Origin of the sequence: Flagellimonas flava (assembly GCF_900129665.1) — a bacterium.
Lineage (GTDB): Bacteria > Bacteroidota > Bacteroidia > Flavobacteriales > Flavobacteriaceae > Flagellimonas > Flagellimonas flava.
The window spans coordinates 1,074,236-1,096,450 of sequence record NZ_FQWL01000001.1 but is presented as its reverse complement, the minus strand read 5'-3'; the positions used below and the strand labels follow the sequence as shown (position 1 = coordinate 1,096,450).

Annotated in this window: 22 protein-coding genes; 4 read left to right on the top strand and 18 right to left on the bottom strand. The window is 42.5% G+C overall.

Going from position 1 to position 22,215, the window contains the following annotated elements; genetic code table 11:
- Window positions 1-14 precede the first annotated feature (14 nt).
- From BUC10_RS05070 to BUC10_RS05030, 9 genes are all read right to left on the bottom strand, one after another.
- Window positions 15-1,022: a glycosyltransferase family 2 protein gene (locus BUC10_RS05070; RefSeq protein ID WP_073176857.1), complete on the bottom strand. Its 1,008-nt coding sequence runs from the start codon at window positions 1,020-1,022 to the stop codon at window positions 15-17.
- Between the two features lie 35 nt (window positions 1,023-1,057).
- A complete protein-coding gene (locus BUC10_RS05065) occupies window positions 1,058-1,510 on the bottom strand; it encodes a hypothetical protein (RefSeq protein WP_131819049.1) in 453 nt (150 codons plus the stop codon).
- A gap of 18 nt (window positions 1,511-1,528) precedes the next feature.
- The gene (locus BUC10_RS05060) at window positions 1,529-2,308 is read right to left on the bottom strand and encodes a sterol desaturase family protein (protein WP_073176855.1); all 780 of its coding nucleotides are present in this window, start codon (window positions 2,306-2,308) and stop codon (window positions 1,529-1,531) included.
- A gap of 85 nt (window positions 2,309-2,393) precedes the next feature.
- Window positions 2,394-4,190 carry a tetratricopeptide repeat protein gene (locus BUC10_RS05055; RefSeq protein ID WP_073176854.1) on the bottom strand — a complete coding sequence of 599 codons (1,797 nt, stop codon included), beginning with the start codon at window positions 4,188-4,190 and terminating at the stop codon, window positions 2,394-2,396.
- A gap of 205 nt (window positions 4,191-4,395) precedes the next feature.
- Window positions 4,396-5,328, bottom strand: a complete 933-nt coding sequence (locus BUC10_RS05050; RefSeq protein ID WP_073176853.1) for a PD40 domain-containing protein — start codon at window positions 5,326-5,328, stop codon at window positions 4,396-4,398.
- 2 nt (window positions 5,329-5,330) lie between these two features.
- Window positions 5,331-6,020, bottom strand: a complete 690-nt coding sequence (locus tag BUC10_RS05045; protein WP_073176852.1) for an SGNH/GDSL hydrolase family protein — start codon at window positions 6,018-6,020, stop codon at window positions 5,331-5,333.
- A gap of 76 nt (window positions 6,021-6,096) precedes the next feature.
- On the bottom strand, window positions 6,097-6,720 hold the full coding sequence (locus tag BUC10_RS05040) for a chloramphenicol acetyltransferase (RefSeq protein WP_073176851.1): 624 nt from the start codon (window positions 6,718-6,720) through the stop codon (window positions 6,097-6,099).
- A gap of 10 nt (window positions 6,721-6,730) precedes the next feature.
- A complete protein-coding gene (locus BUC10_RS05035; protein ID WP_073176850.1) occupies window positions 6,731-7,312 on the bottom strand; it encodes a hypothetical protein in 582 nt (193 codons plus the stop codon).
- A gap of 3 nt (window positions 7,313-7,315) precedes the next feature.
- Window positions 7,316-8,803, bottom strand: coding sequence for a S10 family peptidase (locus BUC10_RS05030; protein WP_073176849.1), 1,488 nt, complete (start codon window positions 8,801-8,803; stop codon window positions 7,316-7,318).
- Window positions 8,804-8,939: 136 nt separating this feature from the next.
- Here BUC10_RS05030 and BUC10_RS05025 point away from each other — a divergent pair, with 136 nt between their 5' ends.
- Window positions 8,940-10,076: a Gfo/Idh/MocA family protein gene (locus BUC10_RS05025; protein ID WP_073176848.1), complete on the top strand. Its 1,137-nt coding sequence runs from the start codon at window positions 8,940-8,942 to the stop codon at window positions 10,074-10,076.
- Window positions 10,077-10,102: 26 nt separating this feature from the next.
- On the opposite strand, the gene mgrA is transcribed toward BUC10_RS05025, so the two are convergent.
- From mgrA to BUC10_RS05010, 3 genes are all read right to left on the bottom strand, one after another.
- The gene (mgrA, locus tag BUC10_RS05020) at window positions 10,103-11,119 is read right to left on the bottom strand and encodes an L-glyceraldehyde 3-phosphate reductase (protein ID WP_073176847.1); all 1,017 of its coding nucleotides are present in this window, start codon (window positions 11,117-11,119) and stop codon (window positions 10,103-10,105) included.
- Window positions 11,120-11,191: 72 nt separating this feature from the next.
- Window positions 11,192-11,956 (bottom strand): TIGR02757 family protein, encoded by a 765-nt coding sequence (locus BUC10_RS05015; RefSeq protein ID WP_073176846.1) that lies wholly within the window; start codon window positions 11,954-11,956, stop codon window positions 11,192-11,194.
- Between the two features lies 1 nt (window position 11,957).
- Window positions 11,958-12,623 (bottom strand): ABC transporter ATP-binding protein, encoded by a 666-nt coding sequence (locus BUC10_RS05010; RefSeq protein ID WP_073176845.1) that lies wholly within the window; start codon window positions 12,621-12,623, stop codon window positions 11,958-11,960.
- A 157-nt stretch (window positions 12,624-12,780) separates the two neighbouring features.
- On the opposite strand from BUC10_RS05010, the gene msrA reads away from it, so the two are divergent.
- From msrA to BUC10_RS04995, 3 genes are read left to right on the top strand one after another with little or no spacing between them, the layout of a single operon-like run.
- The gene (msrA, locus tag BUC10_RS05005; protein WP_073176844.1) at window positions 12,781-13,341 is read left to right on the top strand and encodes a peptide-methionine (S)-S-oxide reductase MsrA; all 561 of its coding nucleotides are present in this window, start codon (window positions 12,781-12,783) and stop codon (window positions 13,339-13,341) included.
- Between the two features lie 2 nt (window positions 13,342-13,343).
- Window positions 13,344-13,943 (top strand): GTP cyclohydrolase I FolE, encoded by a 600-nt coding sequence (gene folE / locus BUC10_RS05000; RefSeq protein WP_073176843.1) that lies wholly within the window; start codon window positions 13,344-13,346, stop codon window positions 13,941-13,943.
- A 40-nt stretch (window positions 13,944-13,983) separates the two neighbouring features.
- On the top strand, window positions 13,984-14,265 hold the full coding sequence (locus BUC10_RS04995) for a hypothetical protein (protein ID WP_073176842.1): 282 nt from the start codon (window positions 13,984-13,986) through the stop codon (window positions 14,263-14,265).
- 14 nt (window positions 14,266-14,279) lie between these two features.
- On the opposite strand, the gene BUC10_RS04990 is transcribed toward BUC10_RS04995, so the two are convergent.
- The 6 genes from BUC10_RS04990 to BUC10_RS04965 are packed head-to-tail and all read right to left on the bottom strand — an operon-like array spanning window position 14,280 to window position 22,192.
- Window positions 14,280-15,161, bottom strand: coding sequence for an alpha/beta fold hydrolase (locus BUC10_RS04990; protein WP_073176841.1), 882 nt, complete (start codon window positions 15,159-15,161; stop codon window positions 14,280-14,282).
- Entirely contained in the window at window positions 15,151-16,371 is a 1,221-nt protein-coding gene (gene alr, locus BUC10_RS04985; RefSeq protein WP_073176840.1) for an alanine racemase, read from the bottom strand. The genes BUC10_RS04990 and alr overlap by 11 nt, the downstream gene beginning before the upstream one ends.
- A 53-nt stretch (window positions 16,372-16,424) precedes the next feature.
- Complete coding sequence (locus BUC10_RS04980; RefSeq protein WP_073176839.1) at window positions 16,425-18,641, bottom strand: DUF5916 domain-containing protein; 2,217 nt, start codon at window positions 18,639-18,641, stop codon at window positions 16,425-16,427.
- A 1-nt stretch (window position 18,642) separates the two neighbouring features.
- Window positions 18,643-20,070 carry a DUF3526 domain-containing protein gene (locus tag BUC10_RS04975; RefSeq protein ID WP_073176838.1) on the bottom strand — a complete coding sequence of 476 codons (1,428 nt, stop codon included), beginning with the start codon at window positions 20,068-20,070 and terminating at the stop codon, window positions 18,643-18,645.
- 2 nt (window positions 20,071-20,072) lie between these two features.
- Window positions 20,073-21,479 (bottom strand): ABC transporter permease, encoded by a 1,407-nt coding sequence (locus BUC10_RS04970; protein WP_073176837.1) that lies wholly within the window; start codon window positions 21,477-21,479, stop codon window positions 20,073-20,075.
- Window positions 21,476-22,192, bottom strand: coding sequence for an ABC transporter ATP-binding protein (locus tag BUC10_RS04965; protein ID WP_073176836.1), 717 nt, complete (start codon window positions 22,190-22,192; stop codon window positions 21,476-21,478). The genes BUC10_RS04970 and BUC10_RS04965 overlap by 4 nt, the downstream gene beginning before the upstream one ends.
- Window positions 22,193-22,215: the final 23 nt, after the last annotated feature.

Below are 22,215 nucleotides of genomic sequence, written 5' to 3'. Positions count from 1 at the left end.
CAGCGGTATATAAATTAGCAGAAGAAAAAATAATCATGCATCGGCACCTGTTTTACTTTTGAAAAGAAATGTTTGATATCCCTTTGTGCTGCTTCGTTGGCAACGGTCACAATACTTTGAGGATGGTTCAAGTTTTTAAGTGTTTTAAAATGAACTAGTTCCTTGCCATAAATTTTCTTTCCAATTTTTAGAGGATTGTCGCATAACCAAACGAAATTAATCTGCATCTCGAGCAAACGTTTGGCGATGGTTTTCCCTTTATAACCGGCTCCCCAAACCACTAAGGGTCTTTTGGGTCGGTAATCGAGCTTCAAAAAATAATGGAGTTTGATATCCAGAAAGTAATTTTGCGCATAATGCTCGTGGGTACGAGAGGTTCTGGTATCGTAGTCCCTCCAATGATGTAGCACCTTGTCGCATGGAATTACCTTCAGCCCATTTGCATAAAACCGAAAAGTAAGATCATAGTCCTCTGGATAGCGATTTGGATTGAAAGCATTCGAGATATCGAAATCCGTTCGGTGCACCATCCAACATGGAGAAGGAATTACACATTCTTTATAAATTTCATCGTAATTCTTGCCTTCTGCTGTTAAACTATTGAGCCAGGTTTCATAGCGTTCATACCCATTGCTGATTCCACGATGTGAAAAGTATCTGACCTGCCCAACTGCAACATGTCCTTTTCCATGGGAATGTAGCGCATTTAGCATCCACTCCAATCGTTCTGGAACCATAATATCATCAGAATCCATACGGGTTACAAAGTTGCCGGCAGCTTTGGTATAAGCCATTTGCAGTGCTGGGATAATACCTTGACCACGATTTTTGTATGGTTGGATTCTTTCGTCCTTTGCAGCGTAGTGTTGCATGAGGGCCGGGCTGTTATCTGATGAACCATCGTCGATAGCAATTACTTCCCAATCGTTATGGGTTTGGGCAAGTACGGAATCCAGACATTCGGGTAAATAGAGTTCCGTGTCCTTGAAAGGAATTAAAATGCTCACTTTGGTGTTGGACATGCACAAAGAAAGTAAAATCCCTGGTTATGCCATTCTTAATCAAAAGGAAGTAGGTCGGGTTCAATGTAGGTCGTCTTGGCCATTTTATTTGAAAAAACCTTGTAACTATAGTGTTGTTCAAGGAGTTCTTTAAAGGCTACCTCTAATCTAGGATGTGTTACAAGGAAGTGCTTAAAATCCGGGGATTTGGTTTTGAGCATAAAATGATGCACCACCTTCACAGAAGCCACTGTTAGGGTCTTGTTGAATTTAGTGCCATTCCCATGGATACCATCAAAATTGGAAATATCCGCACAAACCTTATCACATGCATCAAGCAGTTGGTACTTCTTTAAATAGATCCAAGCCAGTCTTAAATGGGCCTCGTGGGTAAATAAAGAAGGGGGGAAATCCCCCCTCGAAAATTGGGTTTCAAACTCTTGGTCCGAAAGTTGATGATGACTTTTCAACGGTTTTATATGTTTCCAAAGCGGTGTATAACAAGGCATAAGGGGAACTTTTGATGGTTATGCTGTTTTTTTCTTATTGACATCCTTAAAGGTGATCATATCCCAAATTTTAGCTGAGGCACCATGATAAAAACCAGTCTCATGTTCATAGCTCTTTGGGTTTTTAAAAGTTCCAAAAATGATGTCAAAAAGCGGGATATCAGAATAGTTGAAGGCATGTACTCCTTTTGCATGATGCACTGTATGCGCTTCGGGTCTTTGAATAATATAGCCCAACCATGCCGGTGTTTTGATGTTGCTATGTTGAAAAATTCCTAAAAAGGTTGTGATCAATATAAATAGGGTAGTTGCCTCAGGAGTGAAACCGGCTACCACCACCAAACACAGACTTCCCAAAAGTGTAAAACCGATCATGTCCATGGGACTAAAATAAAAGGCCCCATAACTGTCCATGCGTTCTGCACTGTGGTGCATTTGATGGAATACTTTCCATAGCTTATCATTTTTATGCATGCTTCTGTGCCACACATACAATGCAAATTCGTAAATCATGACGCCTACGAAAGCTCCCCAACCAGCGCCTAGTGATGTTAGGTCAAAAATCTGATACTCTATCAAATAAGTGTCCCAAATCAATGGGAAATAGGTCGAGAGGTAAAAGAAAACCGCGAAAGAGGTCAATCCCCTTAGTTTCCAATTTTTCATTTTGGGGAGGGGTCTAGCTGGGAACAACCCTTCCCATAGCATTAAAACTCCGTACATTCCCAATACAATTAGCGAGATAGGATCTACCAATACTTCCCAAGGATTCGGTAGATTCTGTAAAATAGATTCCATTTGTTCTTTTTTAATTATTTGATCTTGTTGTTACACTCTTAAAGGCAAAAGTTTTTGCCTTACAATGTGAGGAGAGTCTGTAAGTTTAAGTGTTCCACTGATGACTTCGCTCTGGAACATAGCTGCAGAAGGTTCCTGTTTTTATGGAATTTGACAGGTGCTTGGCCAGTGTGGGATGCACTTTTTCTAGACGTTTTATGGCACTTCGTATGCGCCAGGTAACTGCGGACCTTGCTTTTTCCAGCGAGGAACCGGTCTTTCTGATTTTATTGGCCATCCCGGTCACTTGCGATAAATGTTCGAGCAAGGTTTCGTATTCCTCCCTTAATTCTTCAACTTCGGATACCGATCCCATTTCCTCGGCATCGGCAATCGATGCCTGAAGTGACACAATTTTTTGTCTATAGTCCTTTAACGCTTGATTATCTATAATTGCCGCACCATCACTATCCAGAACCGTACCCATAAGTTCTGTACAGTGCAGCTGCTTTTCTGGCTGTCGCAAAAGCTTCACAATATCATGAAACCCCTTACAGTCTTTGACCACTACAGATTCTTTGGCATATTTCATCTCCCAAAGCTCTCCGTTTAACACGAAATCACCATGAAGTTGACTATCAGATAATGAACCTGTTTCATTGGTGGACTGTTCTCGACGTTCTGGACGCCCCAAATGATCCCAAAAAGGTTCTAGATTGGTTTTTCCCTTGTATGGGTTTACCATGATTTGCCAGTCCAAGGCCTGTTTTTGGGTAGTGGGTCTGCCGTGGTTGATGTTTTTTTTGAAGAGTGCCATATACTTATCCCAATAGGTCTTCATTTTGTCAAACTCTGAAAGGTGATAGTAAGCTGCAGCTACGTAGGCCGCAAAATCTGTCCAAACGGAGCTATCGGTAACCTTTTCGGCATAGGATATGGACTTTTCAAAATCGCCCAACTCAAAATAGATGAAAGAAGCGTGGGGAAAATAAATATCTGGATGAAGGGGATTCAGGTCCCGTGCCTTTTTAAAAAGAACTTCTGCTTCCTTGGTCAATCCCAAAAACACCATGGTAAAAGCAATGAGAATAAGATTGTCCGCGTCATTGGGGTTCATTTTCAAGGACTTCCGAATAAAATATTCCGATTTATCATAATCACCCGAGTAGAGAAAAGTTCTTCCGAGAACCGCCAAGGAAACGTAGTCGTTTTCGTCCAGTTCAATGGCTTTAAGGGCATATTCATGGGCCCCTTTTTGACTTACATCCCATCGATCCCACAACTGACAGCTCCACTCATTGAAATAGGAAAGCGAAATCCCGGTATACGCTCTGGCGAACTGTGGATCAATTCTTAGCGCGGCCTCAAACCGCTCCCTGGCCTGTAAATCACTTTCAATAGTACCTTTTTTCAACAAGTTCATCCCGAGAAGCCAATTTTCATAAGCCGCCAGATCAACAGATTCCTTGCGGTAGGAATAGGAAAGTAGGTCATGATTGATTTGCTGCTGCAGGATATTTACAACTTGCTCGGTAACCGTATTTTGGGTATTCAACATGGTTTCCAAACTCTCATCATGATTCCCCGCAAAAATGATTCGGTTATCCCTCGTTCTTACCAGCTTTATTCCAATTCTAAAGTGGTCCTTTTCCAATGGTCTAAAGCTACCAGTGATGATATAGTCCGTTCCTAACTGGGAGATTGCTGTCGCATCCGAAGAATTGGTAATGCCCAGAGAGGAATATTGTGAGATTACGGAGAGGCCTATAAACTTCGAAAAATTGACAATAAGATCTTCAGTGAATCCCAAAATAATGGGACTCAAACCATCCACTTCACCTAACATCTGAAACGGTAGAACGGCTACAGTTGTGGTGGATTCCTTATTACCTATTAATTCCATATAAGGGGGTTACCTGATAAAGATACAAAATGATGATTTTGTCCAAGTACATTTGAAAACCTTGTAAATCAATTAGTTATTCTATGAAGGAAAAAACGTGCTAAAGTGGGGATTTTAGAAAAATACCGCGAATGAAATTGTACGAATGGAATGAATAGCCATCTATTTGGAGCAAAAAATTGTAATACTGGTAAGATTCTAATGGTTATTGGGGCAGGCTCACCTTGTAATTTACCTTATAAAGTCTGCTTCCACCATTTTGATAGGAATCCAAATATGATTTTAAAGTGGCCATATCTTGAAGTCTACCTCCTGGGTTGGTGCTTCTTCTGCTGGTAAAGTAAAATACCCCGTTGGTTTCATCAACAAAGGGGCAGTAATCCATAAACCTCGAATTGAGAGGTTGGGGCAGAGGTGCTGCCTTTGACCAATTTCCATCTGTGTCCTTAAAACTGATGTACATATCCCCACTTCCCAATCCATCTTCACGATTATATCCGCCAAAAATTAGAAAGGTATCACCCCTAGAGATATAAGCGTTGTACTCAAAACCTTCTGAGTTTACAGCCTCACCCAAGGCTACAGGTTTGGAATAGGAACCATTTTCAAAAGCGCTGAAGAAAATGTCATCCTTACCCATGGCTTCAGGCCCATCACATGTATAATATAGATTTCCATTTGTTGCAACCGCAGGATAGAACTCGTTGTATTCCGTATTCACAGGTGCCCCAAGATTAATGGGCTCTGACCATTTAGCATTCTTATCGGCCCTATCCACATACCAAATATCAAAGTCTTTAGTTTCCCCTTCTTCATCAAGTGGACGGTTGGAGACAAAATAAAGTCGAAGTCCATCAGGCGACAGGAATGGCTCAATGTCTTTGTATTTTCCTGAAAAAGAAGCTATTTCAGGTTTCTGCCAGTCCCCATCCTTTTTCAAGGACACGGAAATTACAGAGACCTCCTCGTGTTGCGATTGAATGGTAAAGTAAGCCTCTGTGCCCTCCTGGGTCATGCTAAAATCCCTCACTTTGTCAAATTCCTGTAGTACGTTCAAAGCGGGTTCCACTTTGGTGTTAACCTGGGCACATGCGACCATCCCGGTTAAGTAAATCAGCAATGAGCTTACTTTTTTCATCCTTATTTTTTTAATGCTTTTTGAATTGCTTCCAGGGCAAGGGTATTCATAATCTCATATCCTTCCTTAGTGGGGTGGACGCCATCCTCTGCCAATGCTTTGGGAAGACCGTTTCGTTCATCGGCCATTGCGCCAAAATAGTCAAGGTAGTTAAGCCCTTTTTGTTCCGCCAATTCACGAAGCATCTCGTTTAGTTTTGGAATTTTTATGTTGGGAGATTGTCCAGGCTTCCAAGGATAATCAAAGGCGGGCAGCACAGCACAAACAATTGGACAAATACCGTTCACTTCTGCCAACTCCACCATGGATTTGATGTTGTCCCTTATTTGTTCCAAGGTCATTGGGCCAGTGTTTCCGGCAATATCGTTGGTTCCAGCAAGTATCAATACCACTTTGGGATTTAGGTCAATGACGTCTTGTCTAAACCGCAGTAGCATTTGCGGGGTGGTCTGTCCACTTATTCCTCTATTAATAAAAGAAGGATTTTTAAAAAAACCTGGATTGGCAACCGACCATCCTTCGGTAATGGAATTTCCCATGAAAACAACCCGGGCATCATCGGAGGCCGACTTCATGAGCTGTAAATTTGCATCCTGGTATTTACCAAGATTGGCCCAATCCTGGGCTTTGGCATTGTTAAAAAAAGAAAGGAAGGATAACAAAATAAGGAATAAAGTTCTGGTTCTTAGCATGATTGAAGGTGTTTTCTAAAAGTAATCAATTTTGTTTTTGAATTGTATCAAAGTGTAGGGAACTGCAACCTGGTTCTTATTTTCCCAAAGCTTTTTCCACATTTTGAAAATACATTCCCATATGTCTCCCATCCACCAAGGCATGATGCGCCTGCACTGCCAATGGCATCATCATCTTATCATTTTGCTCGAAGAATTTCCCCCAACTTATGCGCGGAACCGAATCATGTGGATGATAACTCATGGCATGTTGAATACTGGTGAAGCTCACCCATGGAATTGCGGACATAAAGAGATAGTCATCCCGACCGTGTTCATCTTCAATGGATGGGTGGGTCCTCATGCGCTCAATGGTTTCCTCCGCATCCCTCATAAAATCAACCGCACTCGTACTAAAGGGAACGGTACAAAAACTAAAAACATCGGTTTCATCGGTGGGAACGGTAAACGATGGATGAACAAAATCATGCTCCACCACCTTTCCATTTCGAATTCGCCATTTGAATTCTTTGATTGCATTGGCCTCCTGGGAAAGTACATGTACCAAACTTAAGGTTAGGGGAGCCCCACTTGTTTTTATTGAAGAAAGAAACGCGGTGATGTCCACATTTGCGGTAATATTGAAATGCGGATGGTTCATCCCATTAAAAAAGTCGAAATGCTTTTTTCGATGTGAACTTTTGAAATCAATTTCCTTCATGGCCACAGCCTTACTGTTTGGGAGGCGTAATCATGATATGTGCCCTATGCGTCCCGGGGTCCATAATCCAAGCATGGCCCGGAGGCGTTGGAGTAGTGGGAAGACCTGTAGATTCTCCAGTGGCATATGGAATGTAAAAAACATAGCGGACGTAGGGATTGTTAATTTCACTTGTTTCCGCATCCACTTCACCAGTAAAAACACATAAGGTAGATTTGTCTGGCATTTTCAACTTTCCGGACTTTACTTCCGATTCCCGGATATCAAAAATTTCCTGAAATGACTTCCCCTGAGCTTTAAGCTCCCTTCCTCTGGCCATAAAAGCGTCCAAATCCTTGTGATAGGCCGCGGTTGAAAACTTTTCTTTCTTAGGGTCGTGAGCCAAGGCAATATAATCATTGTTGCCCTCTTGTAGGGTTACGAAATTTCCGGTTGCATCATATCCGTAGACCTTGGCACCGTCTTTATAATCTGCAGGAACTGCCATTAAAGCGGTCTTGATTTGCCATTCTTTGGAAGGAACAGTTTGTGCCTTGAGTCCTTGCGCAATGAGGAATAGGCCAAGCCCTAATAGGAAACTAATTTTTTTCATATATCAATATTTAGCACTTTTTCCGTTGGATGCAGTCTTTAGGATAAACGCCCGTAAATCATCGTTCGCTTTTTTCAGGTCCTCACGCCGCAAATACATCATATGTCCGGAGCGATACCCTTTAAACTCAAAGCGGTCTTTCATACGGCCACTTGGGTCCACTTGCCACATAGTGTATTTAGCATTGAAATAGGTGGTGGCACCATCATAATAACCCGATTGTACCAGAACATTAAGATATGGATTCTGTGCCATTGCCTGTCTGAGATTGTCACGGGTATTATCATCTTCATTGTTCCAAGGGTGGACAGGACCGAACATATTGTACTTGATGTCGGTCTTAAACTTAAGTTCCTCCTGAAGGTAATAGTTAATCGCCGGAGTGAAGCTGTGTAACCATGAGGTAAGTTCCGCGGAATAATCCGGGCTACCCCCAAAGAGTTGACGGTCAATGCCCAAGTATCTACTATCCAATCGCCCCACGTTATATCCGCCATTTTCTTTACGAAGGTTCTTCCAGAAAAACTGTGTTGGGACATCTAGATTATGGTCCAGGATGTCTTTTTCCTTTAAACCGGAATAATGAGCCATTTTCTTTGCGACGGAAGATCGTTCAGCATCGGAAATAAACCCACCTTTGGCAATCGCAGGAATCAAAGTGTTGACGGTATAATTTTCGGCTTCGGGCAGCACTTCGAGAAGGTCTTTTGACTGTAATTCTGAAGGAAGCATTTTGTGATGCCAGGCGGCTGCAGTATAATACGGAAGGTTCAAGGCGCTGGAAACCGGCCCGCCAACTCGAATGACCCTATAATCTGCTGGTGAAACCATAATTACACCATTGAGATACATCCATTGTTGGTTTTGCAGTGCAAGGCTCAAACCCATAACCCTGGTCCCTCCATAACTTTCTCCTATAATATATTTTGGTGAGCGCCAACGGTTGTTTCTTGTAACGAAAGTGTTTAGCCATTCTGCCAAATAGGTGACATCAGCATTGATGCCGAAGAATTTGTCACGGTCCACCTCATCTCCCATTTCTGGAATGGTGCGCGAGTACCCTGTGTTTGCGGGGTTCACATAGACAATATCAGTAACGTCCAATACGGAGAATGGATTTTGCTTTACCCCATATGGTTGGACAGGATATCCTTCATCATCAATTTTGAGCACCCTTGGTCCGGTATATGCCAAGTGCATCCAAACAGAACCGGAACCTGGTCCCCCATTAAAGGAAATAAGCAAAGGTCGAGACGCCCTGTCCCTAACGTTGTTTCTTGTATAATAAGTATAGTGTAACGAGGCGACTGGCTTTCCCATTTCATCCCAGACAGGTTGGGTACCGGTGGTTGCGGTATAGCTGATGTTCGTACCATTTATGGTCACGCTGTGTTGCGTTGTTACCGTGGTGTCAACGGGTAGTTTACGGTCTTGGGACATTACCGATAAGGCACAAGTTAATGCGCAAAGGGAAAGATAAAAATGCTTCATTTTATGTTGAATTAGTCAGATTCTAAATGTAGGGATTTTGGTCGGATTTCTATATCCGAAAGGATGCGTAAACAAAAGATCTAACATTTCTTTAAGTACCATAAGTAGTAACTTTAAGGGAATAAAAACCGCACGTATGAAATCCATAACCCGAAGAAAATTCAACCAAAAAATAGCCCATGGTCTAACAGGGGCAGCAATGCTCAGTGCTTCGCCAATGCTTCATGCCCTTCCAAAAGGAAATCAACAGAAAAAACTGGGCATCGCATTGGTAGGATTGGGGAGCTATAGTACCTATCAATTGGCTCCTGCTTTGATGGATACGGAACATTGTTATCTGGCAGGTATTGTAACCGGAACTCCAGAGAAGGAACAGATATGGGCCAAACGTTATAAGATTCCTACAACGAATATTTATAACTACAAGAATTTTGATTCTATTTCGGATAACAAGGATATAGATATTGTTTATGTGGTGCTTCCCAATAGCATGCATGCCGAGTTTTCTATTCGGGCGGCCAAAGCAGGAAAGCATGTGATATGCGAAAAGCCCATGGCCATGAACGTGGATGAATGCGATGCCATTATTAAGGCGTGCAATGATGCCGGAGTGAAATTGGGCATGGGATACCGATTACACTCGGAACCCTACACGCAGGAGGTCAAGCGTTTTGTGAAGGAAAAGACGTTTGGGAATGTTCACTATATCACCGCCGACGCAGGGTATCGCTCAAGATCTAATCCAAATCAGTGGCGATTGGACAAAAAACTTTCTGGCGGAGGAGCTTTGATGAACATGGGCGTGTATGCGATTCAGAGCATCATTTATGGAACAGGGGAAAACCCAATTTCTGTGACAGCCCAGGAGTACAGTACTGCACCCGAGTATTTTAAGGAAACCGACGAAACCATCACCGCCCAATTCGAATTTGAAAGTGGTGCTGTTGGCAATATCATGACCTCACATAACATTAGGGCGAATCGCCTTTTTGCTTCGTGCGATAACGGCTGGTTTGAACTGGACCCTGCAAGCACCTATATTCCATTGGCCGGTAGAACCTCAAATGGACCACTTGATTTTCTTCAGGAAAGTCAACAAAAACTACAGATGGATGATTTTGCAAAACATATTCTTTTTGATGCCCCTAACCGTGCTCCAGGGGATATGGGAAAACGTGATATGATCATTGTTGAGGCCATCTATAATTCCATTGCCGAGGGCGGAAAACGTATGCCACTGGACTTCAAACCCAGTTTTGGATTTGGCGACTGAAAAAATGCTAAACCCTTGCCATGGTTTTAACCTAAGATCTGCCCAATTTGCTTCAGTTCATCCGAAGAAAATTTAGTGTTTTTTAGCGCTTCAATATTATCAAGCAATTGCTGTTTCTTGCTAACTCCGACCAGAACCGTTGTTATCGTCTCATCCCGTAGTACCCATGCAAGCGCCATTTGCGCCAAACTTTGCTCCCTGGAAGAAGCAATGGCATTCAATTTGGCAACCTTGTCCAAAACTTCAGGAGTAATATGGTCTGCATTTAAGTAGCGTGCATCCTTTACAGCTCTTGAATCCTCAGGTAGACCTTTTAGATATTTATTGGTCAGAATACCTTGTTCCAAGGGAGAAAATGCAATGGCTCCAACTCCTTTTTGACGGAGAACATCCAACAATCCGTTTTCCACCCAACGATCGAACATATTATATCTAGGCTGATGGATGAGCAATGGCGTCCCCAAGTCTTGGAGAATTTCTTGAGCCCTGGCAGTATCTTCGGCGTTATATTGGGAAATTCCCACGTAAAGGGCCTTTCCTTGCTGTACAATGTGATGCAATGCTCCCATGGTTTCTTCAAGTGGAGTTTCTGGGTCAGGTCTGTGATGATAAAAGATATCCACATAGTCAAGCCCCATTCGTTTTAAGCTTTGGTCCAGACTTGCAATCAAATATTTTCTTGACCCGTAGTTTCCATATGGGCCTGGCCACATATCCCATCCCGCTTTAGTGGAAATGATAAGCTCATCACGATATGGAACAAAATCTTTCTGAAAAATACGACCAAAGTTATCCTCTGCGGCACCATAAGGAGGTCCGTAGTTATTGGCCAGATCAAAATGGGTAATACCAAAATCAAAGGCTGTGCGCAATAATTGCCTGCCGTTGTTAAAATCATCGGTGTGCCCAAAATTATGCCATAGCCCCAGGGAAATCATAGGAAGCAGCAACCCACTTTTTCCGCATCTTCGGTATTTCATTTGCTCGTACCGATCGGCTTTCGCAACATAATTTGTAATTCCGGAATTATCATTGATGTTCATGGTGTGGTATTTGGTTTTGCAATTGTAAATATAAGGCTCAACAGCTTAGGCGTAAAGCTGCTGGAAACATTACTAGAACTTTTCAAAAACTCCCAATCCAAATAGGGCGAAGTCATATTTAACTGGGTCTGTGGCATCCAAATTCCGCAAACTGGTGTCTAATTCCAGTAGGGCTTTGGCATCGTTCTGTTTACGTTTTAGAAGCTTAAGTTTTCGGGCCACATTGCCCGAGTGTATATCCAAAGGACAGGACAGCTGGTTGGGACTAAGCGTGTTCCAAATACCAAAGTCCACCCCAGTGCTGTTGTCACGGACCATCCATCTTAGGAACATATTGATTCGTTTGGCGGCAGAGCCCTTGCTTGGGTCAGAGACATGTTTTTGTGAACGACTTAGATGTGGAAGTTCAAAGAAAACCTGCTTCAGCTTTGTAATGGCATATTGCATGCTCTTGGATTCCTGGTATTTTGCAAACACACCTTCAAGACCATTGTGATGTTGATAGATATTTTTTAGTGACAACACGAAATATTTCAAATCATCACCATTAAAAGTTCGATGTACAAATGGGGCCAGCGCATCAAGGTCCTTGGCAGAGTGGTTCAAAACAAAATCATGGGGAGAATGTTCCAAAAGTGTCATCAGCTTCGTAGCGTTGTTGATGATACTTTTTCGATTCCCCCAGGCGATGGTTGCCGTTAAAAAACCACTGATTTCGATATCTTCTTTTTTAGAAAATTGGTGTGGGATTTGAATGGGGTCCTGTTCCAAAAAGCTTGGATGATTGTATTGCTGGACCTTGGCATCCAAAAATTCCTTCAGTTCCTTTTGGGTCATCTTAGGATGTCACGATTAAACCATCCACCATGGTTAATTTTCTATCCGCCATGTTGGCCAGTTCCAGATTATGGGTGACCAATACAAAAGTCTGCCCAAACTCGTCACGAAGCTTAAAAAACAGTTGGTGCAGATTATCTGCGCTTTCCGAATCCAGATTACCACTGGGCTCGTCTGCCAAGATAACAGATGGATTGTTGATAAGGGACCGAGCCACCGCAACACGCTGCTGTTCCCCTCCCGAAAGCTCACTGGGTTTATGATGGGCACGTTCTGACAACCCCAAAAAGTTTAAGAGTTCCATTGCCCTTTTTTCGGCTTCAACTTTTGGAGTCTTTTTGATAAATGCCGGGATGCAAACATTTTCCAGGGCCGTAAACTCAGGAAGCAGTTGATGGAACTGGAAGATAAAACCGATATGTTCATTCCGGAATTTGGCCAGTTGCCTATCATTCAGTTGATTGATATTGACCCCATTGATTTCCAGCGAACTATCCGTTTTATTGGAAGCCACATCAAGTGTACCAAGGATTTGTAACAGTGTTGTTTTTCCCGCTCCGGAAGCCCCAACAATGGAAACGACCTCACCTTTTGAAATATCAAGATTCACACCTTTAAGAACCTTAAGATCCCCAAAGGATTTTTGAATATTGCTTGCTTTTATCATGTTTGCGCCACTTGCGAGGGTGAAAGTAACGATAACTGATGAGCAGACAAAAATTGTAGTTTTAAATAAAAGTTTTTTGATATCGGAACGACTGAATAATGAAAATTAGTTGGATGTTTGAGCAAAGAACGCCAACTTTGTTTAACTTTACGAAATAATGGATAAACAAAATAACACAAAACTTGAAACCGCAATCTTTGCTGGAGGTTGTTTTTGGTGCACCGAAGCAGTCTTTCAACGTCTGAATGGGGTGGAAGAAGTAGCTTCAGGATATACTGGAGGTGATATTAAGAACCCTGCATATCGAGAGATTTGTACGGGTCGTACGGGTCATGCCGAAGGGATTCGAATTACATTTGATCCTACAAAAATTGCATACGAAGAACTTTTGGAAGTGTTCTTTGCCACGCACGATCCCACAACATTAAATCGACAAGGTAATGACGTGGGTACCCAGTACCGCAGTGAGATTTTCTATACCACGGAAGGACAAAAACAGAAGGCAGAGGAATTCATTGCTCTTTTGGAGAACGAAAATATTTTCGGGAAACCTATTGTTACTGCGGTTTCGGAACAAAAACCTTTTTATCTTGCGGAGATTGAGCATCAGAATTACTACAATGATAATTCCGCTCAGCCGTATTGCCAAGTCATCATAGACCCTAAGATCAAGAAATTGAAGAAACATTTTTCGAATAAGCTAAATACCACATCATAGGCATGTCACCATATCAAAACCTAGAAGAATATAACATAAGCATCACCAATGAGGTCAAAGACCGATTTTCCAAAATAATAGATGAAATTGGGGAAGACGTCAATCGGGATGGCCTACAAAAAACTCCTGAAAGGGCTGCCAAGGCCATGCTTTTTCTTACCCAGGGCTATCGCCAGGACGCGGCGGAGATTCTAAAAAGTGCCATGTTCAAGGAAGATTATGACGATATGGTGATTATAAAGGATATCGAGGTGTATTCCCTTTGCGAACATCATATGTTACCGTTTTTTGGCAAGGCGCACATTGCCTATATCCCCAATGGTCATATTGTTGGATTGAGTAAAATACCAAGAGTGGTTGATGTTTTTGCAAGGCGACTCCAGGTACAGGAGCGCTTGACCCATGACATCTTGGAATGCCTTAACGATACCTTGAAGCCCAAAGGGGTTGCCGTGGTAATTGAGGCTTCGCACATGTGTATGATGATGCGGGGGGTGCAAAAGCAAAATTCGGTGACTACTACCTCTGGTTTCCGAGGTCAATTTGAAAAGATAGAGACTCGGAACGAATTCTTGAAGCTTATCAGTTCCGATTTATCCTAGTTAATTTCCCAGATTCAATGGTAATTGCTATTTTTCGTCAATGGCTGAAGCGAAAAACGACAAATATAAAGACCTTCTTTTAGGACTGTTGTTCGATGGTATTGGAATGCTTTCTTTTGCAATCCCTGGAATAGGAGAGTTCTCTGATGTAATTTGGGCACCCGTTGCTGCCTGGTTGATGACCCGGATGTACAAAGGGAAAATAGGACAGGTTGCTGGAGTGGTTACCTTCGTGGAGGAGCTTGTTCCTGGTCTGGATATCATCCCAAGTTTTACGCTCATGTGGATCTATACACATGTCATCTCCAAGATAAAAAAGTAACAAGCAAAAGTTTGTCAGCGATCTTCGGGTACTTTTGGGGATGATAAAAAGTCGTCTAGCAACTGATTGAATTCTTTTGGAGCTTCCCAAAACATGGCATGGCTCTCAATGGCCACGCATTTTGCGTGGGGGGCATTTTTTTTCAACCAATTCGCTGTATTCTCAAACCATGTATTTCTGACCATATATAAGGCAGGAACTTTACCATCGATGGATTTCAAGGTATCTTGATAATCACTCACTAGGCCGTCTATATACAAGCTAAGGGCAGCGTATCTGGGAGTTTTCAACATTTGTTCCACCATCCAGTCCTCTTCCTCGATGTCCTGATTTTTTACCAACATCCATTGCACCACTTCCCTGGCGTAGGTCAAGTTATCCTGAATTAGGTCCTTCAAACTTCCGCGGTAGTCTTCAAAAGAGCCATACACCCAGTCTTTAGAAGTATCGCCTATCCATTTAGGGGGCTCGTCAATAAACACCAAGCGGTTAATGTTATCTGTTCCAAAGAGTTCGATATATTCAAAAATTGTTGCACAACCACTAGACCATCCAATAAGTATTACATCATTTAAATCTAAGCGCAGCAAAAGGGCATTCAAGTCCCTTGCATGTGTTTGGTAAAAGTTTCCGTTTTCGGTTTTGGAAGATTCGCCCTGACTTCTTGGATCATAGGAAACAAATCTAAACCTCTTGCCGTAATGCTCTTTTTGCTTTTGAAAGAATTGGGAGGTCATGGTCCATCCCGGAATAAAGACAATGGCAGGACCCTTGCCTGTATCTTCCACGAAGACCTGAATACTGTCATTGCCTATAGTTAGGAGTTTAGCTTGGGCCGAAATGGAAAGGGTACTTAAAACTAAGCTAAAAAAGACCAACCAATTTCTAAAACGCATCGGACACTATTTTGGGTATGGATTCCTTGTACTGAATTTGAAGATAGTTATGACCATTACTTAGTTCGGAAAAACCTTCCGGAGTGATTTCAGGTCTATCGGGCCCAATCAGTGTCGCTACATCACCAACTTCTAAACTTTTTTCAGAGCCGATGGACAGATTGCAGTGACTTGCGTTCACATTCACAACTTTGAAGAGTTCATTGTTCACCAGGACTTTTGCACCATTTTCCGCACCGCTAAAATAGCCATCGGCCCAACCAATGGGCAGGGTGGCAATCCATTCGTCATTTTCCAGTTTATAGAATCGGGAAAAACCAATGGTATCACCCTTTTTTAGCTTTTCCACTCGTATAACCCGGGCCCGAAGTCTATAGGTGGGCTGTAGCGCCAACGTATCTGTGGCTTTCATATCCACTAGTGGATGGGAACCGTGGAGTAATATACCCGGTCGTACCATACTGAAATGGGATTCTGGAAGTTGTAACATAGAAAGTGATGGAGCAATATGAAGCTTTGGGACATTGATATCCATCTCTTCCAGCTGACTCACGACACCTTGGAATCTGGTAATTTGTTCCTTGGCGAAATCTTCAGGAGTTGTTAAGGTTGAATACATTCCTTCTATTCTAATATTTGGAATATTGGAAAGCTTCTTGACCCATTCAACACCTTTACCATAAGGCATTCCCATTCTACCAAGACCGGTGTCCAGGTACAATTCAACCAAAACTTGTCCACTATAAGTTGAAGCCAGTCCGATGATTTTCTCAGTGGATTCCATTGAAAAGGCGCTTAAGGTGATGTTATTTTGAACCAATTGAAGACCTAAATCTTGGTCAAAATCACCCATTAATAAAATGGCTTTTTTAACACCATTTGTCCTTAAGGCCAGGCACCGTCGATCGTTTACAAGAGCAAAACCATGTACAAAAGGACTTTCATCCAATATCTGGGCAACCTCCACATCCCCCAAACCGTAAGCATTGTTTTTAAGCACTGCTAAAATACCCCTGCCGTTGGCTTTTTCAGATATAAGTTTGGCATTTCTGAGGTATGCACTTCGTGATAGCTCTATCCAGGGATTATAGCTCTCGGGCACTATCATTGGATTTTCCGGATGTAAACCCCCATATAGGTAGGCACCGGTGTAGCCCAAAGCCAGAGAGCCTAGAATTGTATTTTTTAGGAATGTTCTTCTATTTTTCATAATTCAGAATCCTTATATCTTGTATAATCAGTATCAAAGTGGAATACACTTTCTTAGAATTGCTTCAAAAAGGTAATTTTTCCAATGAACTGCCTTGTACTCTGAACAGGATCAAAAACATCGGTTTGCGTGTCATTGAATACCAGATATACAAAGGAGAGCGGCATATATTCCCAACTCATTCGTACATTCCAACGTCCTTGCTCATCAAAGCTATTGTATTGATAGAATGTGGATAGCTGAAGTCTTGGATTCAAGGCCAACCGCAAGTTAGCGGAATAGAGATTCGTGCTAAGATTGGATTCATCAACCCCAACGTCTTTGATGGTATTATGTTCATATTCCAAGGCAAGCGCTGCATGGGGAATAGGAGCAAAGCGTGCCGCCGCATTAATGGTATTTCGGGTTCCGTTGTAAAAACTACCAAAGTTATAACCAATGTCCCCAGACCATTTTTTGGATAAATCGGTGTTGTACTGCACCAAATAACGTGTATAATAATAATTGTCCTGAGCTATTTGCAATCCCAATGGGGCAAAGTCAAAGTTGATATTTTGCCAAGTGGGTGTTGTTGAAATCTCAAAAAAACTATTGTCCTTAAACCACGTGAATACAGGAAAAATGTACAAACTTGCCTGTTGAAATTGCGTGGGGTCCGTGGCATCATGCAAGTAGTTGGCAAACATTCCTGGATCCCACCGGCGTATCCAGTTGGTTTTTTTAGGCCTCCATACAAAATACCCCCCTGGGTTATGCCGGATTACATTGGTTTGCCTCACAAAGCCCATTCTGGGGTTGTAATTGGCATCCGTGTACTCGGTAACCCAACCGTAATAATATTTATTGGAATCGTTCCCGGCAAAGATGCGACCGGCAAATCCCGTTTCTCCTGTGGCCTCATCAATAGAGGTGGAGAGGAGATACTGAATATCCCACTGACTTTTGGGTCGTATTTGTCCGTCGACCGTTATAGTGGTGTTGTTGTTGCTTTCCAAGTTTAGCTCATCATAACTATCATCCAATCTATGGGTGACCATTACACCGATATTATTTTCACGCCCATAATTCCTTAGATACCGAAAAACCCCAAAATTGGCACCGGCCGACCCGTCCGTTTCACGCTGACGTACAAAAAGTCCGGCCAATGCGTCCTTTTCGGTGCGTTGGGTAAAGCGAGCACCAACATCAATAGGTGCAGGAATGGCGTTGAAATTCCCTTGCAAACCAATTCTTCTGCTAAAAAAAGGTCTAATGGACTGTTGCAATCCGCCAGCCCAAATACCTGAATTCTCTAAGAAGAACTGCCGACGTTCTGGAAAGAAAATATTGAAACGTTCCAGGTTGTTCACAGCCCTATCCACATCCGCCTGGGCAAAATCCGTATTTACCGTAAGATCTAAAACTGTTTTTGGGTTTAGCGCCCATTTGGCATCAAATCCCACTTTTGGGTCACTCACTTTTGAGGTTAGCACGTCTCCGGCTTTGTTCTCATCGTACTGATAAAGCGAATAGGGTTCCACCCTAATGTTGGCCGACGGAGGTGGTACCTCAATTCCAGTGAGCTTGGCAGCATAGGTCATCCGATAGGGAGTGAAGGATTGCGGAATTGCAGGAAAGGTGGATACTTCAACTTCCCTTCGGGCATATCGAACCATGGTCATACCCAATTCTATGGTATTCCCATTTTCGGGCAGATTATAGCGCAGTGATTTAAATGGGATGGCCATTTCCACCGTGAAACCTTCATCGGTACGTTGTGTACGTACGCGCCATAAGGTATTCCAACCTGTGTCAAAGTTGTTTCCATTGAAATTTTGGAAATCCCTTTGGTTCCCGTAGGGAGTGGTTTGAAATCCTTGGGCGTACTGTTTTAGGTTTTGGGGATCCAAAGCCACACCAAAAATGTCGTTTTCACCCCAACTAAAATCACGTCGTAAATCCTGTATACGAATTCCGGCAACTCCTAGGGAATCCTTGCAAAATGCACCGACGTAGAGGTTCTTGTCGTCGAATAAAAAACGAACCAATGTTTTATAGGTAATTTTCCCACCTTGTCTTGGTTCTATTCTAAAAAAATCATCAACTATTTGGGCTTTCTCCCAATCCTTTTCGTCCAAAAGACCATCCACCACAATGGTCGTACTCGCCCTGGAGACCGGGATTTCCATTGGGACCTCGGGAGGAGGGAAGTTTTCCGCATCAGCATCCTGACCTTGAATCAATTGTACTCCCGAGCATAAAGCCAGAAGTAGTATCCAGTGTAATTTCATGCTATTGGGTTATGAATTTTTCTGTGGATTGTGATCCAACACCTTTTAAGAATCCCAGAATCACACCAATCAATGCGATAAAAACCAGGGCAATTATCGAAATAAGGGTAGTATCAGATGTTAATCTTTGATATTGAAACTCGGGTAGATTTTCATAATCGTCAGTGGAAAAGGGTTCATTACTATACAGAAATGGGAGCAAATGCTGCCGCCAAGATTCGGCAAAAGCGGTCACCTGTTTTCTATAATTTTCATAATCCTTGGTAGACGAACCAGCAAGAGCGTTTAATTCCTGTTGCACAATAATAGCCGGAGAAATCCACTTTAGTTGAGAAATCCATTGTTGCTGGTTTTGCAGTTGTTGCTCAAAACGCCCTACAACGGGTTGTAATTCTTCACGGACCAACTGCTGGGAGGCCATATAACGATGGTAAAAGCTTCTATTTTGATTTGGATCATTAATCGCATATTCAGGATGATCTCTGAGGAAGTTATCGAGTATTTGATCCTGTTTTTTGGTGGCCTCCGCCTTTGCACTTCTCATTTCATTGATCATTAGCGTTCTTGAGGGCATGGGATATAAGGCATTTCCCATTTGATTCAATACTGATGGAATCAACAATACAAATACCAACCAAAGCCCAATAAGCGCAATGGCATTTTTTGAAGAACTACCTACCCATAAATTGACAGCAAAGGCCAGGGCAAACCAAAAGAAGATGTATCCTAATGTAACCCCAAAAACTGGCAAAAGCTCAACTATATTTACTCCGCTGGGGATAATCACTGAAACTAAGATTAAGACAACACCGATCATCAGTACAACCCAAAACAGCCGAATTCCCATTTTTTGGAATACCCAAGATCGCATGGAAATGGGTTGGGAAGCGAGCAAGCGTAGTGTCCCACTTTCTTTTTCTGAGGATAACACATTGTAAGTAAACGCTATAATGATCAACGGCAATAGGTAAATAATGACAAAGGCCAGGTCGAAACTGCCAAAAAGTTGTTGGACAGGATTGCTAATCTCGGTAAAATTGAGGGCCATATCATCTCCAGAGGCCTTCGGTTTGATATAATGTGAGAACAAATCGCTTTGACCAGTGGCAACAAAGGCCAGAGGTCCTGGATTCATGGCTGCCACCCGGGGGTGATAATTCCCAACGGCCATGGGCTTGGTTGGAATGGTCCACCGGGATGCGCTTACTTCCATACCTCGCTGAACAGAATCTAACAGAATGAGCATATTTTGATCTGACTCCTTTACTTCATTAAAGGCCGCCTGGATATCATTTTTTCGCTTGTCAACTTTTTCATTGCCGTTATAAAAAGCAAAAAGAAAGAGGCCCAATAGCAAAAGTGTCATCAACTGAATCCAGCCATTTCGCAATAGACTTTTTAATTCGTACTTAGAATTGAATTGATACATGGCTACAGTTTTTTGGTGGTGAAAAAGAGAAGAAGAAAAGTGCCTAAAACCCAAACGGAAAGAATAACCAGATTGGAAGTATTGGTGGTAAGGGTTTCTCCAAGTTCTGGAGGATCATATCCAAACTGTGGCATATTTTTCCAGGTATCGGCATTTGCCCTATAACTCCACTCTCCATAAGCCGAGTTTTCCGCAAAATTACCGTTTAGAGATGCTTGAAGCTCCACTCGATAATTTTCGGCGGCGTCAGCAAAATGCCAATGGGTGGCATAATCGGTATTGGCTATGGCCATACTCATAAAGCGAGCTGGAAGAAAAGGCGATAATACGGCAAGACCCCTATAGAGTTTCGACTGTTCCTCAAATTGGGTCTTTAAATGCTTGTAATGTTTTAGGTAAATCTCTGCCGTATGCTCTTCTCCCTTTTGCATTCTGTAGGCATCAAAATTAAAGGGAAGCTGTTCCAAACTATCCACCTTATATTCCTTTAATACCTTTTGTTCCAATAATTTGGCTTGCTTATTCCATGGGTCATGGCCATCGAGTCCTTCTTTTTGATCCTGTAGGATGTTAGAGGCGAACTCCTGCCGAGTGGGGTAGGGGTGTTTTGATTCTGCAATATTGCTGGCGGCTTTGGGGACAGCCAAACAGGCCAGAATCCAAGTGGCCAATGCCACCACCAAGGCTATTCCCGACTTCTTCATTTTTAAGGAAATGAACAACACCAAGTTGATAAATATGAAATAATATCCCATGTAAATCAAAAAGAGCATACCCAGTGATTGCCAGTTAAAGACACCAAAGTTTTCCAAGTTGGACAATACAATTCCGGCAACGATAAATAACAGAAAGACAATTGTAAAAACAGGTAGAAAAAGGGCAAGCCATTTCCCCAAGATTAATTTCCAAATAGGAGTGCCCTGACTTTTGAGTAATACCAAGGTGCCCATTTCACGTTCTTTCGTGAATGCATTGTAGCCTAAGAAGACTATGAGCAAAGGAATAATGAACAGTAATACAAAATCGGGTGTCAAATCTCCAAAACGAGCTAGTCCGGTTTGGTCCGCAGCTTGGCTAAATTGTGCTTCATTTCGTTTGTGGGCCTCCAGAAAAATGGAGGTTCCGGTAAACTTGTCAACACCTTGGTCCACCAATGACAGTGGATATTTTGGTTTAAAAGCGTAGGTACCATAATGCGCGGCGGAGTGTGGATTTTTCTCACCTTGATTTTCCCATACGGCACGTTCTTCATTGTCGGCCTGCTGGTATTGTTGATTGGTAATGGTGTATTGCGTTTTACTGATCCATGTGGCCACTGCTATCAGTAGTAAAACAATAAAAAAGCTTATCCGTACACGACCATCCCTTAACAGTTCTCTGAGTTCTTTGATTAATGTAGAGCGAATCATAACGCAAGTTCTTTGTAGTCCATTGTCTTGAGGTAGGCGTGCTCCAAATCCGAAAGGGATATATCCGTTGCCAAAAATTCTTGTCTAAGTTGTCCACTTTTCATGATACCGATATGTGTGGCAATTTCCTTAGCCCTAAAAAGATCATGTGTTGCCATTAAAGTAGCCACACCTTTATTTCTGAGTTTTTGGAGCAATAGTCCAAACTCATTACTAGCCTTAGGGTCAAGGCCAGAAGTGGGTTCATCCAATAACAGTACATTGGCATTTTTGGCCAAAGCAAGCGCTATGCCCACCTTTTGTCGCATACCTTTTGAAAATGTTGAAATACGTTGATGGAACGCCACTTTTTGCAGCCCAGCTTCATCCAGAAAGGCCTCCAATTGGGATTTACTAAGGTGCGTACCCCCAATCCCTGAAAAATAATCCAGGTTCTCCACCGCGGAAAGACTGGGGTACAACATTAAATTTTCCGGAATATAGGCCAAGTGTTTTTTTGTCTTCTTTGGGTCTTCAGAAACGGCTAGACCATTGATGAACGCATTTCCGGAAGTAGGCTTGATAAAGCCCAATAATAGGTTGATAGTTGTGGTCTTTCCGGCACCGTTGGCCCCTAAAAGACAATAGAGTTCTCCGGCTTTGATATTGAGGTTCAAACGGTCCAATACAAGCGTATCACCATACGATTTGGTGAGATTATCTGTTGTGATCATTAGAATTGTTATTAATGTTAGGG

Excerpts from the sequence above, each read along its gene's own strand:
- BUC10_RS05070 (WP_073176857.1), bottom strand. The coding sequence starts at position 1,022 with ATGTCCAACACCAAAGTGAGCATTTTAATTCCTTTCAAGGACACGGAA.
- BUC10_RS05065 (WP_131819049.1), bottom strand. The coding sequence starts at position 1,510 with ATGCCTTGTTATACACCGCTTTGGAAACATATAAAACCGTTGAAAAGT.
- BUC10_RS05060 (WP_073176855.1), bottom strand. The coding sequence starts at position 2,308 with ATGGAATCTATTTTACAGAATCTACCGAATCCTTGGGAAGTATTGGTA.
- BUC10_RS05055 (WP_073176854.1), bottom strand. The coding sequence starts at position 4,190 with ATGGAATTAATAGGTAATAAGGAATCCACCACAACTGTAGCCGTTCTA.
- BUC10_RS05050 (WP_073176853.1), bottom strand. The coding sequence starts at position 5,328 with ATGAAAAAAGTAAGCTCATTGCTGATTTACTTAACCGGGATGGTCGCA.
- BUC10_RS05045 (WP_073176852.1), bottom strand. The coding sequence starts at position 6,020 with ATGCTAAGAACCAGAACTTTATTCCTTATTTTGTTATCCTTCCTTTCT.
- BUC10_RS05040 (WP_073176851.1), bottom strand. The coding sequence starts at position 6,720 with ATGAAGGAAATTGATTTCAAAAGTTCACATCGAAAAAAGCATTTCGAC.
- BUC10_RS05035 (WP_073176850.1), bottom strand. The coding sequence starts at position 7,312 with ATGAAAAAAATTAGTTTCCTATTAGGGCTTGGCCTATTCCTCATTGCG.
- BUC10_RS05030 (WP_073176849.1), bottom strand. The coding sequence starts at position 8,803 with ATGAAGCATTTTTATCTTTCCCTTTGCGCATTAACTTGTGCCTTATCG.
- BUC10_RS05025 (WP_073176848.1), top strand. The coding sequence starts at position 8,940 with ATGAAATCCATAACCCGAAGAAAATTCAACCAAAAAATAGCCCATGGT.
- mgrA (WP_073176847.1), bottom strand. The coding sequence starts at position 11,119 with ATGAACATCAATGATAATTCCGGAATTACAAATTATGTTGCGAAAGCC.
- BUC10_RS05015 (WP_073176846.1), bottom strand. The coding sequence starts at position 11,956 with ATGACCCAAAAGGAACTGAAGGAATTTTTGGATGCCAAGGTCCAGCAA.
- BUC10_RS05010 (WP_073176845.1), bottom strand. The coding sequence starts at position 12,623 with ATGATAAAAGCAAGCAATATTCAAAAATCCTTTGGGGATCTTAAGGTT.
- msrA (WP_073176844.1), top strand. The coding sequence starts at position 12,781 with ATGGATAAACAAAATAACACAAAACTTGAAACCGCAATCTTTGCTGGA.
- folE (WP_073176843.1), top strand. The coding sequence starts at position 13,344 with ATGTCACCATATCAAAACCTAGAAGAATATAACATAAGCATCACCAAT.
- BUC10_RS04995 (WP_073176842.1), top strand. The coding sequence starts at position 13,984 with ATGGCTGAAGCGAAAAACGACAAATATAAAGACCTTCTTTTAGGACTG.
- BUC10_RS04990 (WP_073176841.1), bottom strand. The coding sequence starts at position 15,161 with ATGCGTTTTAGAAATTGGTTGGTCTTTTTTAGCTTAGTTTTAAGTACC.
- alr (WP_073176840.1), bottom strand. The coding sequence starts at position 16,371 with ATGAAAAATAGAAGAACATTCCTAAAAAATACAATTCTAGGCTCTCTG.
- BUC10_RS04980 (WP_073176839.1), bottom strand. The coding sequence starts at position 18,641 with ATGAAATTACACTGGATACTACTTCTGGCTTTATGCTCGGGAGTACAA.
- BUC10_RS04975 (WP_073176838.1), bottom strand. The coding sequence starts at position 20,070 with ATGTATCAATTCAATTCTAAGTACGAATTAAAAAGTCTATTGCGAAAT.
- BUC10_RS04970 (WP_073176837.1), bottom strand. The coding sequence starts at position 21,479 with ATGATTCGCTCTACATTAATCAAAGAACTCAGAGAACTGTTAAGGGAT.
- BUC10_RS04965 (WP_073176836.1), bottom strand. The coding sequence starts at position 22,192 with ATGATCACAACAGATAATCTCACCAAATCGTATGGTGATACGCTTGTA.